A 16,932-nucleotide genomic window follows, 5' to 3' on the forward strand; every position below is an offset into this window, starting at 1 on the left:
ACGCAAGCCCCGGATGCCGGTCAGTTGCGGGACAGGGTCATGTGGACGACGTCCGTCCGGCCCGAGCGGAAACCGGCCTCGCAGTAGGCCAGATAGTAGCGCCAGAGGTGGCGGAACCGCTCGTCCTTGCCGCCGGCGGAGCCGGTGTCGAAGGCGATCCGCCAGCGGCGAAGCGTCTCCGCGTAGTCGACGCCGAAGCGGCGAACGACCTGTCCTTCCATGTCGGCGGAGGCGATCGCCCTTCCCAGACGCGGCTCGGATGGCAGCATGCCGCCCGGGAAGACGTACATCTGGATGAAGTCGGGCCGTCGGCGATAGGTCGCGAGCAGATCGTCGCGGATGGTGATGATCTGCAAGCCCGCGCGACCACCGGGCGTGAGCCGGGCGCGAACGGTTTCGAAGAAGGTCGGCCAGTAGGCCTCGCCCACCGCCTCGAACATCTCGACGGAGACGATGCGGTCGAAGGCTCCCTGGACGTCGCGGTAATCGATCAACTGGATCGAGACCCGATCGTTCAGCCTGGCCTCAGCGATGCGCCGCTCGGCGAATGCCTTCTGGGAAGGCGACAGGGTGATGGCGGTGACGCGAACCCCGCGCTCGCTGGCCAGATACTCGGCGAACCCGCCCCAGCCGCAACCGATCTCCAGGACCGACTGGCCCGGCTGGATGTCGGCCGCGTCCGCAAGGGCGGCGTACTTGGCGTGCTGGGCGGCTTCCAGGGTCTGGTCCGGCGCCTCGAACAGGGCGGAGGAGTAGGTCATCCCGTGGTCCAGCCACTGGGCGTAGAAGTCGTTGCCGAGGTCATAGTGGGCGACGATGTTGCGCCGCGAGCCCTTGCGGGTATTCGACGAGAATGCGTGCCGGACCGCATCGATCGCGCGCGCGATCGGGTTGCCGCCCACGAGGCGGCCCAGGTGGTCGTAGTTGTCGGCGAAGGCGAGGAGGAGAGCGGGGAGGTCCGGCGTGTCCCAGTCCCCGGCTACATAGCCTTCGGCAAACCCGATATCCCCGCGCCGGACCATCCGAGAGAAGGCCCGCCAGTTCCGGATACGCCAGACGACCGTCTCTGGGGACGCAGGTCCGACCTCCATTGTGCGTCCCGCCGGATCGACGATCACCAGCCGCCCGACCCGCCATAGCGACGAGAGCGCTCGCATGAGCGGGCCCGCCCAAGGCGGCCTGGCCTCTCCGTATGAAGCGGTCTCGATCACGCCAGGAGTGTCGGTCATCGTCTGTCCCAATCGATCGCCGAAGCGCCGCGATGATCCCATATCACGCCGGGCGTGCGGTTGATCTCGTCACGTCGCCTGTGGCTGAACGGCTGAACTACGCGGGCGCGGGTCGGTCGGATGCGGGTCAGCCGGCGAGATTCCCGTCTGCCGCTCATTCTGCCCCGGTTGTCTTTGCGGGCAGCTTGTTCGGTTCCATTGTCTGCAAAGGCGTTCCGGAATTCGGCGTCGATGCCGGTCGGGCAACGTCGGGCGATTGAGCCCTAGATCCGGGTGGTTGCGAGGAAGCGTTTGCGATCCTGCTCGGTCCGACTGCGCACTTCGGCCATTGCCGCCGTCTCTGTCGCTTCAAGCATCGCTTCGAACAATCGATGGAAGTGATCCCGCATCGCGGCCCGGGATGCCTGGGGATCGCGCCGACGCAACGCGGCCAGGATTTCGGCGTGTTCGTTCGTGCGAGCGTCGCCGTCGTTGTGGCAGACACGGCCGTAGACTTGGCGCACCTGGGGGAGCTCGTTTCGGATCCGCCAGATCAGCGAGACACAGAACTCGACAACCGGATTGCCACCGATCCTGGCGATGGCGAGATGAAACTTCTGGTCTGCCATGGCGTGGTCGTCGTCGGACCCTTTGGGATCGGACATCGAGACGATGAGCTCCTCGAGTTCGACCAGATCCGCTTCCGTGATGTGCTGCGCCGCCAGCGCCGCCGCCTCCGCCTCGATGATCGCGCGGGCCGCGGTCAGGTCAAAGGCGGTGACGTTCGGTAGGGCGGCGACGTTCTCGGGTCGCTGCTGGACATAGACGCCCGAGCCGGTTCGAATGGCGATCCAGCCCTGCGCCTCCAGAGCGATCTCGGCTTCGCGGATGGTCACGCGGCTGACGCCCAGTCGCTCGGCAAGGTCGCGCTCGCCCGGCAAGCGGGAGCCCACCGGAAACTCGCCGGACTCGATCATCGCGCGGATCTGGTTCGCGACCGATTGATAGAGACGCTGCTCCGCCATCCTTGCCTTCTGCCTTCTTGCCTGTTGTTCGGCGAGTCGCAGCCTGCGCCCGATCCGCCGTCGTTTCATCTAGTAGCGGAATCGCATCCCACGATAGTGGCGAGCGCCGTCGCTGCTGTATTCCTGGACGGATCCGGAGACGGGCATGTCGTGGGAGTTGCGGTCGTGGTTCAGCTTCCGGCCGTCGAGCTCGATGAGATCTAGCACAGCCATCTCCTGTCCTCTCCTGACGCTGGGCGACTATAGTCCAACACTGCATACCAATTTGTCAACCAATCGGTATCGGCCGTTCCTGGTCCCGGACGACAGGCAAGGGCTTGGCCAAGCGACGACAGCTTGCGAGCCCAAATTGTCAGGAGAGGGGTCCTGCAGGTCAGCAACGCTCTGACCGCAGCGCCAGCCAATTGTCCAGTTCAAGACCAGTGGTCCTGCCAAGTGGTCTGGGAGTTTACGAGAAGGAGTCTCAAAATGGGTTGAGACGATCACCATGCCAATCCAGCCTTCAGGTAACAAAAAGAATACATTTGGGAGGCTGAGGATGATGCGGTTCAATACCACGCGCGCTCGGGTGGGCGACAAACGACTGGCGACGATTTTGCTCGCGAGCACGGTGATTCTGTCGGCCGGGCCGACCTTCGCCCAGGACGGGCAGGCGGCTGGGCCTCAGACCGATCAGGTCGACGAGATCATCGTCACCGGCATCCGGGCCTCCCTTCAGAACGCACTTTCCCAGAAGCGCAATGCCGACAACCTCGTCGAGGTCATCGAGGCCGAGGACATCGGCAAGCTGCCCGACCAGAACCTGGCGGAGGTCCTCGAAAACGTCACCGGCATCCAGATCACCCGTGAGGCGGGCGTCGGTCGCGGGGTGCAGATCCGGGGCACGGACGCGAACCGCGTCGAGATCAATGGGGTCTCCACGGTCGGCTCCGGCTCGGGCCGCTCGGGCATCAGCTTCGACGACCTGGCCGCCTCGATGATCAGCTCGGTCCAGGTCATCAAGGTGCCGGAAGCGGCCACCATCGAAGGCTCCGTCGGCGGGACGATCAATCTGCGCACAATTCGTCCGCTGGAGCTGACCGAGCCGCTGTTCGCGTTCCGGGCCCAGTCGGAATACAGCGACCTGTCAGACACGGCGACGCCGCGCTACTCCGGCACGATCGGTCGGCGCTGGGACACAGGCATAGGTGAAATCGGCCTGGTCGGGAGCTTCAGCTACGCCGAACAGGACGTCGCCGCCTTCCGACCGCGCGTCGACCGCGACGCTGTCGTGACCCCGACTTCGGGCCGTGCGAGCGCCGAGGCCTTCCCGTTCCTGCGCATCCAGTTCTTCAACCAGGACTACGACAACTTCGAATACGAGACCCAGAACTTCGCCGGCTCGGCGGAGTGGAAGCCGACCGATGGTCTGAAATTCTATGCCGATGTCGTGTTGAACGATCAGGAGCGTGCGGAGCAGAGCTCGACTGTTCAGATCTCGACGGTTTCGGACAACGGCGTCGTCGACAACACAGACAACACATCGTTCGAGACCGTCAACCTTGGCACAGCCAACGGTCCCAACGGGGACATCAACCTGGGAACCGTGCAGGCGGCGCTGACCGGGATCATCCAGCCTCGTCTCACCGGCAACGTGGCGCCCTTCCTGCGCACGACCAGCGACACTGGCTCCCGCGTGACCGAGAGCCGCGTGTTCTCGTTCGGCGGCGAGTGGCAGGGAGAAAGGCTGTCGATCAGCGGCCAGGCGGCGCTGTCGACGTCGGACTCGGTCCTGCCGAGCTTCAACACGACCCTGGAGTTCGTGAACCCCAACTCGCCGCGTCCGACCGCCGGTGTCACGCTCGCCAACGGGGTGCCGATCGAATTCGATCTGCGCGGCGGCACCCTGCAGTTCGGCATAGCCCAGGGACTGGCGTCGACCCCGACCGCGGCGATGTTGCGGGACCCGGCCAACTATCGACTGCAACAGGTGGCCCAGTCGCGGAGCCTGAGGGAGAATGAGGAAAAGGCGCTGCGCCTCGACGCCTCCTACGACACCACGGATATCCTGCCTGTGATCAGCTCGATCGACGCAGGCCTGCGCTGGAACCAGACCAGCGTGCTGAACGACAACGTCACCGGCACGACCGGCTTCACCAATATCACGTCGTCGTTCTTCCGGCCGAGCGGGGACCGGTTCGCCAGCCTTCTGATCCCCGGTCCGGACAACTTCAACGCGGCGGATGACCGGCGTCTGTACTTCCCGGACTTCCTGATCATCGACGGGGCGCGCGCCTTCAGCGATCCGGCGGGAACCCTGGCCGCCCTGAACGCCGCGATCACGGCCAGCAACACGGCAAACGGGTCCAGCATCCCCCTGATCGGCGTGCCGACCTCCCAGGCGAGCGCCTTCTTCGAGATCACGGAGGACACGACGGCCGCCTTCCTGCAGGCCAATTTCGACACCGAGGCCTTCGGCATGCCGGTGCGCGGCAATGCGGGCCTGCGGTACGTCACCACGGACCTGAACTCGGTCGGCAATACGGTCGCGACCGGCGGGACCACGACGCGCGCCGAAAACGACGCCTCCTATGAGTTCTGGTTGCCGCGCTTCAACCTGGTGGCCGAACCGACCGAGGACATCGTGATCCGGGGTGGGATCGCGCGCGATATCCGCCGTCCGGACTTCAACAACCTGTCGTCATCGGTGACCTTCGCGACCAGCGAGAATACGGCCGTAGTCCGGGGCAACCCCGACCTTCAGCCGGAAGCCGTGCTGTCGTTCGACCTGTCGGCCGAATGGTATTTCGCGCCGTCGAGTCTGCTCAGCGTGGGCGTCTTCCACAAGGTGCGTGACAACCTCTTCGCCAGCGTCACCGAAAGCCCGCCCGACAATGCGGTGGGCGGCGTCGTGAACCGCAGCCGCGATCAGGCATGCCCGGGCGGCGGTATCTATAACCCCATCGCCATCATCAACCAGAACAACCCGGCGCGGGGTCAGGTCGGCATCTGCGTGCCGCTGACCTCGACGTTCAACGTCGACGGCGAGACGACACAGACCGGCGTGGAGATGGCCTTCCAGTATGATCTCTCGCAATGGGAAGACCGGATTGGCTGGATGTCCGGCTTCGGCTTCATCGGCAACTTCACCTACCAGGAAACAGGCGGTGACGTCGCCAACTACCGGACCATCGGCCTGACGCGGAACACGACGCGGGATCTCGGCTTCACCACCCTGCCGCAGGACCAGATCGAGCTCGAGAACCTGTCGAAATACTCGTTCAATACGACACTATACTATGAGCGGGACGGGCTGAGCGCACGGATGCGGTACACCTGGCGCTCCGACTTCCTGAACACCGAAGCCTTCACCTCGGCCTTCGACGTGCCCCGCGTCAGCGACGATCGCGGCCAGCTCAACGCCAGCGTCAACTACGACATCACCAGCTGGGCCAGTGTCGGCATCGAAGCGATTAACCTGACCCGGGAAGACGCCAACGAGTTCTGCATCAATGACGACGCGCTGCTTTGCTACAACGGCCTGACCGATCGACGCGTGACGGCGGGCCTGAGCCTGCGTTTCTAGATGATGCCCGGACCGACACAGGCGAACACGGGACGGGAGATCAGATGACGTCGGCCCTGAAGGCGCCTTTCATCGCCATCGTGGCTGCGACCGCGGTGATCGGCGCGCCGCCGTCGCTGGCCGTGGCTGAGTCGGCGCTGGTGCGGACCCAGGCGGAATACGCCTCCGCACTGGGTCGGCTGGAGCCCGGCGACACCCTGACGCTGGCGGACGGGGAGTGGCGGGATTTCCAGATCGTCTTCACTGGGCAGGGGACCGGGAATCGGCCCATCACCCTGACGGCCCAGACACTAGGCGGAGTGACCCTCACCGGTCGGTCGAACCTGAGCCTGGCGGGTGAGCATCTGGTGGTGTCGAACCTGGTGTTCCGAGACGGCTTCTCGCCGACGGGGGAGGTGCTGTCGTTTCGCCGGTCGCTGACCGAGCGTGCGAACTACAGCCGCATCACCAGCGTGGTGGTTGACGGGTTCTCCAAGCCCGACCGCGCCGACTCGGACAACTGGGTCTCACTGTACGGCGAGCACAACCGCTTCGATCACAACCAGCTGACCGGCAAGACCAATGCGGGGGCGACCCTGGTGGTCATCCGCGATCCGCAGCAGGGCGTGGTGAACCACCACCGGATCGACCACAATTACTTCGGCGACCGTCCTGTGCTGGGCTCGAACGGCGGTGAGACGATCCGCGTCGGCACCAGCCACGAGTCGGCCTCGGAGAGCTTCACCACGGTCGAAAACAACTGGTTCGAGCACACCAATGGAGAGGTCGAAATCGTTTCGAACAAGTCGGGCGGCAACACCTATCGCGGCAATGTCTTCTTCGAGTCCCAGGGCGCCATGGTGCTGAGACACGGCGACGGGAATCTGGTCGAGAACAACGTCTTTCTGGGCAACGGCGTGGTGAACTCCGGCGGGGTGCGGGTCATCAATCGCCGCAACACCATCCGCAACAATGTCATGCAGGGGCTGGACGGGGCGGGCTTCGGCAGCGCCCTGACCATCATGTACGGCGTGCCGAACTCGCCGGTGCATCGCTATGTCCAGGTGGACGGGGCGGTGATCGAGAACAACACCCTCGTCGACGCGCGCGAGATTCTGCTGGGCGCCGGGATGGATGCCGAGCGGTCGGCGGCGCCGATCAACAGCAGGTTCGCGAACAACCTGATCGTCAACCGCAATGGGCGCGACCCCGTGCGGGTCCTGGGGGACATGTCGGGCATCGCCTTCGAGGGCAATGTGCAGGCGCCGACGGCGACGGACGATCTGACAGGGGTCCGGTCGGAGACGGTCGCGCTGGTCGAGGGTGATGACGGCGTGCTGCGGCCAGAGGGACTGGAGGGCGTCGGGGCCGCGCGGAATCTGACCTTCATTCCGCGCGAGGCGACCGGCGTCCGCTGGTACCCCAAGACGCGGACGGTTGCGGCGCTGGACAGCGGCGTGGCGCATGCTGTGGCGCCCGGCGAGGACAGTCTGACGCGCGCGATCGCGGCGGCCGGGGCTGGCGACAGGATTCAGCTTCAGGCCGGGACCTATGTGGTCAATCAGACCATCGCTCTGAGCCGCGCGGTGACCGTCGAGGGTCCGGCCGAGGGGCGGGCGGAAATCCAGTTCTCGCGACCGACCCTGTTCGAGATCCAGCGTGGCGGGGCGCTGCGTCTGTCGCATGTCGTCGTGTCGGGCGCGCTGACACCGGATATCGCGGGAGCCGCCGTGATTCGGGCGGCCCAGGGAGCGGCGGCCTATTCCCTGATTGTCGAGGATGCGACGTTCGAGGATCTGACCGTCAATCGAAGCTTCAGCGTCTTCACCGCCGGGCCGGGCAGCCTGGCCGATCGTATCCGGTTCGAGCGGGTGACGGTGGACGGGATCACCGGATCGGTCATCTCCGGCCATACCGAGACGGCGGACCTGGGCACCTACAACGCCGAGGTGGTGGAGGTCGTCGACTCGACCTTCCGCGCCGTCACCGGGCCGGTCATCGACCTTTATCGCGGCGGAACGGACGAGAGCACATTCGGGCCGCGCCTGACTGTGACCGGTTCGACCTTCGAGCGCAGCGGGCGAGGCGAGGACGCCGGAGCGCTGAAGCTCTACGGCGTGCAGCGGACCGAGGTGCGGGACAACCGCTTCGTCGAATCGGGTGCGCCGAACTTCTTCAAGCGGGTGGGGGAGCCGGTGTTCGTCTGGGCCGACAACGCGCTCGAGAACACGCCCGACCTGATCACCAACGTCACGCCCATGGAGGTCGCGCCATGACCCGTCCGGTCCTGCTCGCCGTCCTTGCGACCCTGGCCGCCGGTGCGCCGGGTGCGGTTCTGGCCCAGTCCGCCCCAGTCGCCGCCAGAGCGCGGGCCGATGACGCGACGCCGGTGCTGGTCTCGATCGACCAGTGGCGCGCGATGGCGGAGGCCGGCGACCGCTACCCGATGTTCGCCGCCGAGCGGGCGCGGGTGGAGCGTGAGGTCCGCGCCGCCATGGCCGCCGGCATCAACGTCCCCCAGCCGCGCGATCCGGGCGGCGGGGTCACCCATGAGCAGCACAAGGCCAACTACAAGGCCATATACGGAGCCGGCGCCCTCTACCGCCTGACCGACGACCGCGCCTATGCCGATTTCGCGCGCGACATGCTGCTGGAATATGCGCGGCTCTATCCGACCCTGTCGAACCATCCGGCGGGGAACTCGCCGGTCAAGGGGCGGCTGTTCTGGCAGGCGCTGAACGACTCCGTCTGGCTGGTCTATTCGGCGCAGGGGTATGACGCGATCCGCGACACCCTGACGGCGGACCAGCGTCGCACGATCGACAACGACGTCTTCCGCCGCATGACCCGCTTCCTGTCGGAAGAGAACGCACCCTATTTCGACCGCATCCACAACCACGCGACCTGGGCCACGGCCGGGGTGGGGATGACAGGCTATATGCTGCGTGATCCGGACCTGGTCGACCGGGCGCTGAACGGGACCGCTCACGACGGGGGGGCCGGATTCCTTCGTCAGGTCGACGAACTGTTCTCGCCGGACGGCTACTATGCCGAGGGTCCGTATTACCAGCGCTACGCCCTGGCGCCGTTCGTGATCTTCGCCCGGGCGATCCAGCAGAACGAGCCGCAGCGCGACATCTTCGGGCGACGCGACGGGGTGCTGCTGAAGGCCGTCGACGGCGTGATCCAGTCCTCCTATGCGGGCCTGTTGTTCCCGATCAATGACGCCATGCCGGACAAGGGCCTGGATACCGAGGAGATCGTGACCGGCGTCGCCGTCGCCTATGCCCAGACGCGTGACCCGGGACTGCTGTCGATCGCCGAAGGGCAGGGGCGGACGATCCTGTCGCCGGACGGTCTGGCGGTGGCCGAGGGCGTGGCGGACGGTGCGGCGCGGCCGTTCGACTTCCGCTCCATGCAACTGCGCGACGGGCCCAACGGCGACCTGGGCAACCTCGTCTTCCTGCGTCACGGCGGGGCGGAGGGCCAGGCCCTCGTGATGAAGAACACCCAGCAGGGTCAGGGCCACGGCCATTTCGACCGGCTGGAGATGCTGTTCTATGACGACGGCCAGCCGATCGTGCGGGACTACGGCGCCGCGCGGTTCCTGAACGTCGAGGCCAAGGGCGGCGGCGGTTACCTGCCCGAGAATGATAGCTGGGCCATGCAGACGGTGGCGCACAATACGCTGGTCGTCGGGCACGCCAGCCAGTTCGGCGGCGACTTGCAGAGGGGGGAAGAGCATCCCACGACGCCCCTGTTCTTCGAGGTCGATGACGGGCTGCAGATCGCCTCGGCGCGGCTGGAGAACGGCTATGACGGGGTCGTCCTGACCCGGACGCTGGCGATGGTCGAGCATCCGGACCTGACCTATCCGGTCGTGATCGACCTGTTCCGCGCGGATGGAACGGCGACGACGACCTATGACCTGCCGCTGCATTTCAATGGCCATATCGTGACGGCGTTCGAGGCCGAGCATTCGGTGCGCGAGCGGCCGGTGCTTGGCGATGCGAACGGATACCAGCATCTGTGGGTTGATGCGGTCGCCGCGCCATCGGGCGAGAGCCGCAGCCTGACCTGGCTGCTGGGCGGACGGTTCTACACCTATCGCTTCGGAGCCTCGTCGCCGATTGGGGCGATGCTGGTCGAAAGCGGCGCCAACGACCCCAACTTCAACCTGAGGCGCGAGCCGGCGCTGATCCAGCGGATGCAGGGCCAGGCCGACGCCAGCTTCTTCTCGGTGCTGGAGCCGCACGGCGCCTACGACGGCACGGCCGAGACGGTATCGGGCGCGACGAGCCGCATCCGCGACATCGCCCGCGTTCGCGGCGCGGGGGCCGAAGTGATCGTGCTGACGCTGGCCTCAGGCCGCACGCTCGCCCTGGGCGTCGCGGACGACGTCGCGCCCGGCGCGGCGCACTCGGTCCAGGCGAACGGACAGACCTGGGAATGGACCGGCCCCTACGCCCGGTTCGATCGCTGAGGAGATGACGATGAAGTCCAACATGAGATGGGTCATCATCGGCCTGATCGCGATCGCCACGGTGATCAACTACATCGACCGCAACGCTCTGGCGGTCATGTGGCCCGAGATTGCGCCCGAGATCGGTGCGACCAAGGAGGACTACGCCCTCCTGGTCACCGTCTTCATGCTGTTCTACGCCCTGGGCCAGTTCGTGTTCGGCAAGGTGTTCGACGCGATCGGCGTCCGGCTGGGCTTCGCCTGGTCGATCGGCATCTGGTCGATCTCGATCGCGCTGCACGCCTTCGCCAACTCGATCCTGTCGTTCAGCATCTTCCGCGCCATGCTGGGGATCTCGGAGGCCGGCGCCTGGCCGGGCGCGGTCAAGGCCAATGCCGAGTGGTTCCCGGCCAAGGAACGCGCCTTCGCCCAGGGCATCTTCAACGCCGGGGCCTCGGTCGGCGCGATCATCTCCGCGCCGCTGATCGCCCTGATGTTCGTCGGACTGGGATGGAAGGGGACCTTCCTGCTGGTTGGGGCGCTCGGCTTCATCTGGGTCCTGCCGTGGCTCATCATCTATCGCGCCGGTCCCGACCGTCACCCCTGGGTCAGCGCCGCCGAGCGCGCCCTGATCCTGGACAAGCCCGAGGCTCAACCGACCGAGGGGCCGCTGGCTCCGCCCTATGTCCCGACGATGCGCCAGTTGCTGAGACACCGCGAGAGCTGGGGCCTGATCCTGTCGCGGTTCTTTCTCGACCCGATCTGGTGGCTGTTCGTGTCCTGGCTGCCGATCTACCTGGCTGAGACCTTCGACTTCGACATCAAGCAGATCGGCATCTTCGGCTGGGTGCCCTATGTCGGGGCCATGATCGGCAGCCTGTTCGGCGGCTGGTTGTCGGGTCAACTGATCAAGTCCGGCCGTTCGCCCGGCATGGCGCGCAAGCTGTGCGTGACGCTTGGCGGAGCGGTGATGATGCCGTGCCTGATGGTTGCGCCGAACATGACCGACCCGACCATGGCGGTGCTGGTCATTGCGGGCATCCTGTTCGGCTTCCAGGTCGCCATCGGCAATATCCAGACCATCCCCGGCGACCTGTTCGACGGGCGGTCCGTCGGATCGCTGGCCGGCATAGGCGGCATGGCGGCCGTGGCCGGCACCCTGATCACCACCTGGCTGGTGCCGGCGATGACCAAGGTCTCCTACGGGCCGATCTTCATCCTGGTCGCCGCCCTGGTTCCTCTTTCCCTCCTCTCCCTGTGGTTCGTCACCGGTCGCATCGCGCCGGTCCAGCCGACCACCTCCAATGCTCTGAAGGATAACTAATGCGCCTCAAGGACAAGGTCGCCATCGTCACCGGCGGCGGCCGCGACATCGGCCGCGACGTTTCGCGGGTACTCGCCCGCGAAGGGGCGAAGGTCGTGATCAACTTCGCAAACGACGAGGCCAGCGCGGCCGAAACGCTGGAGAGCGTGAAGTCGGCGGGCGGCGAGGCCATCGTCTGCCGCGCCGATGTCACCACGGCCACGGGCGTGGCGACGCTGGTCGCCGCGGCGAAGGAAGCCTACGGCGCGGAGGTCCACATCCTGGTCAACCTGGCCGGCGGCATGGTCGAGCGGCGTCCCCTGGCGGACATCGACGAAGCCTTCTTCGACAAGGTCATGACCCTGAACCTGAAGTCGGCATACCTGATGACGCGGGCCGTCGCGCCCTTGATGTCGGAAGGCGCCTCCATCATCAACTTCTCGTCCGTGGCCGGTCGCGACGGCGGCGGGCCGGGCGCATCCATCTATGCGACGTCGAAGGGCGCGCTGATGACCTTCACCCGGTCGATGGCCAAGGAACTGGGGCCGAAGGGCGTGCGGGTGAACAGCCTGTGCCCCGGCATGATCGCCACCAGCTTCCATGACACCTTCACCAAGCCGGAAGTCCGCACGGCCGTCGCCGGCAGCACCCCTCTGCGTCGTCAGGGGAACTCAGGGGAGGTCGCCGAAACCGTCCTCTATCTGGCTTCGGACGATGCGTCGTTCGTCACCGGGGTGAACCTGGACATCAACGGCGGACTGTTCTTCTCGTGATGCGCGGCGGGCGGGTCGCGATCGCGCTTCTGCTGGCCCTGTCGGGTTTGCCCGCCGTCGCACAGGAGGCGCCTGTCTGGAGGCCGGCGTGGACGGCTGCTGCCGCCCCGGCGCGCTTCGACGGCCCGCCCGAGGCGCCGCTGGGCTATCTGAACCAGACCATCCGCCAGGACATCCGGGTGGGGGTGGCGGCCGAAGCCGTCCGCCTGCGGGTCAGCAACGAGGTGGGGCTGGAGCCGCTGACGCTCGAGAATGTCACGGCCGCCGGGCCGGACGGGCGGGTGCTGCCGGTGACGTTCAGCGGACTGAGCGACATCGTCATTCCGGTCGGGGTGGCACTGCTCAGCGATCCCTTGCCGATCGCGCTGGATCGGTCCGACCTGCTGACGGTCAGCCTGCATGCGCCCGGCCCGACGCGCGGCGTGGTCCGGCGCGTGGCGGTCCGGCTCGGCGAAGGCGAGGCGGCGGTCTCATCCGATGCGCCCCTTGTGCGCAGACAGAGCTTCATCTCCGCCGTCTACGCCCTGACCGACGAACCTCCGTCGGTGATCGTGGCGCTCGGCGACTCCATCACTGAAGGTTCCAGTTCGACCCTGGGAGCCGAGGCGGATTGGCCGTCAGTGCTTGATCGTCGACTCGAGGCGGCCTGCCCGGGCGCCTTCGTCGTCGTCAACGCAGGCATCAGCGGCAACCAGGTCGTCCGTGATGGACGCAGTCCGAATGTCCGCGCCCGACTGGACCGCGACGTTCTCTCCCTGCCGGGTGTCACCCATGTCCTCCTGATCGAGGGGGTCAACGACATCCGCCACGACGGCAATCCCGCCAATGTCGGCCGGACCCCGGAAGAGGTCATCGCCAGCTATCGTCAGGTCATCGCCCGCCTGCATCTGCGCGGGATCAAGGTCATCGGGGGGACGCTGACGGCCTTCGGCGGCTCGGAGCGGTTCGACGAACGCTCCGAAACCGCGCGCCAGACCATCAACGCCTTCATCCGCGACAGCGGCGAGTTCGATGCCGTCGCCGACTTCGACCTGGCGACCCGGGATCCGGCTCACCCCGAGGCGATGCAGGCAGACCTCGTCGGCAACGACCGTCTGCATCCGAATGACCAGGGCTATGCAGCGATGGCCGGGGCTGTAGACCTGACGGCCTTCATCGGCGAGCCTGCGAGCAGGCTCGCCTTACGAGGCGGCTGCGCGCTGAGCGGCTTTCTCTTGCCACACGGTTAGCAAGCCAAAGTAGGCGGCCAAGACAATAAAAATTATGAAGCCTGCCGCCACTTGGGGGCTCGGCAGCAGCGGCCACGCTGCAGCGAAGAATCCCGCAATCAGCAAATTCGCCGTCACGACCGCCCACCGAGTCAACGGTGGGCTGCTTTGCAGAGCGACAACGTTCATGAGTGCACAGCAGACGACGGCGAGGCCGCTTCCGGCGAACCACAACGCCTCCAGCGAAAGGCGTCCGTAGATCGGGAGCGTGAGGGTCAGATGCAGGACGCCCAAGAGAAGACCCAACGAAGCCAGCAGCCACATAGCCTTCCGGGTCATGCGCTGCGCTCAAGGCGACGGGCCAAGACATGAGCAAGGGCAGCGATGCCCAGGAATGACGCCAGGATCAGATATGCCTCTAAGGACAAGGCGCGGACAAACCCCGGCGGCTCCGCGGCGCCACCCGCCCATGTGATCACAAACAGGGTGTTCAGCGCCATACCGCCCAGTGCGAAGACGGACATGCCGCGAAGACCCCACCGAGCCGTTGCGACGGCTCCCGCCGCATAGGTGAACCCGAGCACTGTCATCATCGGATCAAGCGGCCCAAATGTCCCGAGCAGGGCATGGATCGTGACCAGCCCGGCAAGCGACGCGCTCGCTGCGACAAGGCCGCCCTGGGTTACCTTGCGCACCCCATTCGGCGTCCAAATTCGCCAGACAACCGCCGCCGCGAGACAGCCACTTGCGAAGCGAAGTCGCTGCGGAGCCGGAATGAACTCGAACTCCGTCTGCATCGCTCTAAACCAGATCTCACGGTCGGCAGGGCCGACCTTAACGGCGAAGTCGAACAGCAGGGCGGTAAGGTCGATCATGCCGTAGCCTCTCCGGAACGCGACTTGGACGCCGTGACCGGCTGAGCGGATTGGGCTCGGGCGAACTCGATCCCTGCACTCGTAAGCCGATAGGCATGCCTGGGGGGGCGACCCGGCTGCAACGATGGCCTCCATTCCGACTCAAGGAGACCTTGTTCCGAAAGGCGGGCGAGGGTGGGGTAGAGGGTGCCTGACCCAAGCCCGGTCAACTTGCTCAACTCATAGCCATACTGCCACGCCTGAGGCTGGTCGGCGAAGCGGGCGAGCAGGACGCGGGTCTGGCTGGAAGCGTTTGCGGGGCGTGTCATTTGCATAACTCGCCATATGTCGAGTTATGAGTCAAGCGTCATTGGTCGTGACCTCCCATCCACCTGTGGGGGATGGGGTCAGCGTCCGCCTTGTGTCGAGAGCCGGCATCGGCAGCTGCCGGGAAGTTCGACAGTCGGCGGCGTCGAGCCGTTAGCTGGGGCTTTTGGGGTCGCCGCCATCCAACAGCTGCCCGATCGCCTCGATCAAGGTCGCGGGTTTGACCGGTTTGGCGATGTGCGCATCAGCCCCGGCATCCATCGCCGCTGCGACATGGTCGGCCATGGCATTGGCGGACAGCACGGCAATCGGCACGCGATCCCGGCCGAGCTCGCGTTCGAGTTTTCGGATTTCCCGGATCGCAGTCAGACCATCCATGACAGGCATTTGCATATCCATCAGGATAGCATCGAACCTGCCCGTTCGGAACGCGTTCACCGCTTCAAGACCGTTCTCCACCGCCAGGCTTTCAACGCCCGCCTGATCGAGGATGAGAGCCACGACCTTCAGGTTCGTGGCGTGGTCGTCGGCGACAAGGACGCGGACGGATCGATCCATGGGCAAGCCCTGATCGTCCTCTACGCGTTCGGATCGACCCGTGTCGGCCGCCACGAAGGGCAGGTCCGCCCAGAATTCGGACCCCACGCCCGGGATGCTCGAACAGCCCATGGAGCCGCCCATCAGCTCGACCAGATTCCGGGAAATCGACAAGCCCAGCCCGGTTCCGCCAAATCGACGCGTGATCGACCCGTCCGCCTGCTGGAAGCGAGCGAATAGGTCGGCGCCTTTGCCTGTATCGAAGCCGATGCCTGTATCCGACACCTTCAGGCGGACCCGCCCTCCGGGCGTGAGCCGGGCGCTTACGCTGACCCGGCCGATGGAAGTGAACTTCACCGCATTCGCGATCAGATTGCTGACCACCTGCCGGGTTCGCCCTGCATCTCCCACCATCATGCGGTCGAGATCCTCCGGCAGATCGAGCCGGAGCGAGACGTTCTTTTCTTCGGCTCTCAGGGCGAATAACGCGCACGCGGCGCGGAGCATGTCACCCAGATGATAGGGCGCCTCCTCCAGAGCCACCTCGCCGGCTTCGATCCGGGCCATGTCGAGGATGTCGCTGAGCAGGTTAGTTAGCGTGTCACTGGACGACCGGATGATATCCACCATTTCCCGGTCCGCCGGGCTCAGGTCGGACCGGCTCAGGAGGTCCGCCATACTGACCACGCCATTCAGCGGCGTACGGATCTCATGGCTCATGTTGGCGAGGAACTGGCTCTTGGCCACATTGGCCGCCTCCGCCGCTTCGCGACCGTCCTCCGCCTGCTTGAGCTTGGCGGACAGCTGCAACGACGCCGCCGAGGCGGCCACAACGAAGAGAAGGCTGGCACCGGCGATCTGCGCCGCCAGAAGCGGGGAGTGACCACTCATAACCGTGGAAACGGCGAGGGCGGAGAAACACAGGATCTGCGGCCCGATGGACGCCCAGGTCAGATGTCTCGAGCCCGCGCTGACAATCACGCCATTCACGATCGCCCCTGCGATCAATAATGCGGCTCCGACGAACCCAAGCTCCGAACCACTGAAGGCCTGTCGCGCGGCGAAGGCCCCGAAAACCAGGTTGTTCATGCTGATGTAGCCAACGGCGGTCCAGCACCACGTCTGGCCGGGAACCCACCCCTCAGGTCGGCCAGCCGCCTTGAAGAGGCGGAGTTCGATTATCTGGAGCAGGGCATAGATGACCAACCAGGCGAGGGCGAACGCGGCGCCCGTCATGGTGAAAAAGGCCAGGGCGATGATAATGCCCAGCGCGACACGTGTCCGCCACTGGCGCGCCCGAGCCATCATGGCGACGCCAACCAGACGGCGTTGGAAGATAGTCATTCTACGCAACTCCCTGCCGGGAGACCGTCACGATAAACCATTGAAAGTTCATTGCTAAGCGTGGCAGTTGGAAGCCCTGCGGTCGCGAAAAGGTGCGATGGCTGCTCGACACCCGAAGAGCCCGTCCGACGGCGCGGCGTCTGCCACTCAGCCAGGGCGGCTGAGCGTTGGGCCTTTCAGGTCTCCTGGCTCATGAGTGGGCGATCCTGGCTGACGGGGTTCTGGAAGGCTGCGTGCACTGAGCTGAACTGCTGCAGCATCTTCATCTGCCGGAAGCGGAGCATGGCCCGTTCTCCTCGACGGCGGGGGCAGGCCTGTTGTCAGCCCAGCGGCCGATCTCCTGTCTG

13 protein-coding genes are annotated in these 16,932 nt (G+C 65.8%); 6 read left to right on the forward strand and 7 right to left on the reverse strand.

What is annotated here, in order from left to right; genetic code table 11:
- Positions 1 to 20: 20 nt before the first annotated feature.
- From RMO01_RS11630 to RMO01_RS11640, 3 genes are all read right to left on the reverse strand, one after another.
- Positions 21 to 1,229 carry a cyclopropane-fatty-acyl-phospholipid synthase family protein gene (locus RMO01_RS11630; protein ID WP_309629221.1) on the reverse strand — a complete coding sequence of 403 codons (1,209 nt, stop codon included), beginning with the start codon at positions 1,227 to 1,229 and terminating at the stop codon, positions 21 to 23.
- 263 nt (positions 1,230 to 1,492) lie between these two features.
- On the reverse strand, positions 1,493 to 2,302 hold the full coding sequence (locus tag RMO01_RS11635; RefSeq protein WP_309629222.1) for a FadR/GntR family transcriptional regulator: 810 nt from the start codon (positions 2,300 to 2,302) through the stop codon (positions 1,493 to 1,495).
- Entirely contained in the window at positions 2,303 to 2,440 is a 138-nt protein-coding gene (locus RMO01_RS11640) for a hypothetical protein (protein WP_309629223.1), read from the reverse strand.
- Between the two features lie 331 nt (positions 2,441 to 2,771).
- Here RMO01_RS11640 and RMO01_RS11645 point away from each other — a divergent pair, with 331 nt between their 5' ends.
- The 6 genes from RMO01_RS11645 to RMO01_RS11670 are packed head-to-tail and all read left to right on the forward strand — an operon-like array spanning position 2,772 to position 13,544.
- Positions 2,772 to 5,798 carry a TonB-dependent receptor gene (locus tag RMO01_RS11645; protein WP_309629224.1) on the forward strand — a complete coding sequence of 1,009 codons (3,027 nt, stop codon included), beginning with the start codon at positions 2,772 to 2,774 and terminating at the stop codon, positions 5,796 to 5,798.
- 44 nt (positions 5,799 to 5,842) lie between these two features.
- Positions 5,843 to 8,053 carry a polysaccharide lyase 6 family protein gene (locus tag RMO01_RS11650; protein ID WP_309629225.1) on the forward strand — a complete coding sequence of 737 codons (2,211 nt, stop codon included), beginning with the start codon at positions 5,843 to 5,845 and terminating at the stop codon, positions 8,051 to 8,053.
- Positions 8,050 to 10,260 carry a heparinase II/III family protein gene (locus RMO01_RS11655; protein ID WP_309629226.1) on the forward strand — a complete coding sequence of 737 codons (2,211 nt, stop codon included), beginning with the start codon at positions 8,050 to 8,052 and terminating at the stop codon, positions 10,258 to 10,260. Before RMO01_RS11650 ends, RMO01_RS11655 begins: the two co-directional genes overlap by 4 nt.
- A 10-nt stretch (positions 10,261 to 10,270) precedes the next feature.
- The gene (locus RMO01_RS11660) at positions 10,271 to 11,563 is read left to right on the forward strand and encodes an MFS transporter (RefSeq protein WP_309629227.1); all 1,293 of its coding nucleotides are present in this window, start codon (positions 10,271 to 10,273) and stop codon (positions 11,561 to 11,563) included.
- Positions 11,563 to 12,315, forward strand: a complete 753-nt coding sequence (locus tag RMO01_RS11665) for a glucose 1-dehydrogenase (protein WP_309629228.1) — start codon at positions 11,563 to 11,565, stop codon at positions 12,313 to 12,315. The genes RMO01_RS11660 and RMO01_RS11665 overlap by 1 nt, the downstream gene beginning before the upstream one ends.
- On the forward strand, positions 12,315 to 13,544 hold the full coding sequence (locus RMO01_RS11670; RefSeq protein WP_309629229.1) for an SGNH/GDSL hydrolase family protein: 1,230 nt from the start codon (positions 12,315 to 12,317) through the stop codon (positions 13,542 to 13,544). The genes RMO01_RS11665 and RMO01_RS11670 overlap by 1 nt, the downstream gene beginning before the upstream one ends.
- On the opposite strand, the gene RMO01_RS11675 is transcribed toward RMO01_RS11670, so the two are convergent.
- The 4 genes from RMO01_RS11675 to RMO01_RS11690 form a co-directional block, all read right to left on the reverse strand.
- Positions 13,497 to 13,862, reverse strand: coding sequence for a hypothetical protein (locus RMO01_RS11675; protein ID WP_309629230.1), 366 nt, complete (start codon positions 13,860 to 13,862; stop codon positions 13,497 to 13,499). The genes RMO01_RS11670 and RMO01_RS11675 overlap by 48 nt on opposite strands.
- Positions 13,859 to 14,398 carry a hypothetical protein gene (locus tag RMO01_RS11680; RefSeq protein WP_309629231.1) on the reverse strand — a complete coding sequence of 180 codons (540 nt, stop codon included), beginning with the start codon at positions 14,396 to 14,398 and terminating at the stop codon, positions 13,859 to 13,861. The genes RMO01_RS11675 and RMO01_RS11680 overlap by 4 nt, the downstream gene beginning before the upstream one ends.
- Positions 14,395 to 14,712, reverse strand: a complete 318-nt coding sequence (locus tag RMO01_RS11685; RefSeq protein WP_309629232.1) for a PadR family transcriptional regulator — start codon at positions 14,710 to 14,712, stop codon at positions 14,395 to 14,397. The genes RMO01_RS11680 and RMO01_RS11685 overlap by 4 nt, the downstream gene beginning before the upstream one ends.
- 145 nt (positions 14,713 to 14,857) lie before the next feature.
- Positions 14,858 to 16,585 carry a response regulator gene (locus RMO01_RS11690; protein ID WP_309629233.1) on the reverse strand — a complete coding sequence of 576 codons (1,728 nt, stop codon included), beginning with the start codon at positions 16,583 to 16,585 and terminating at the stop codon, positions 14,858 to 14,860.
- Positions 16,586 to 16,932 lie beyond the last annotated feature (347 nt).

The sequence above is a fragment of the Brevundimonas sp. genome, from assembly GCF_031412435.1.
GTDB lineage: Bacteria > Pseudomonadota > Alphaproteobacteria > Caulobacterales > Caulobacteraceae > Brevundimonas.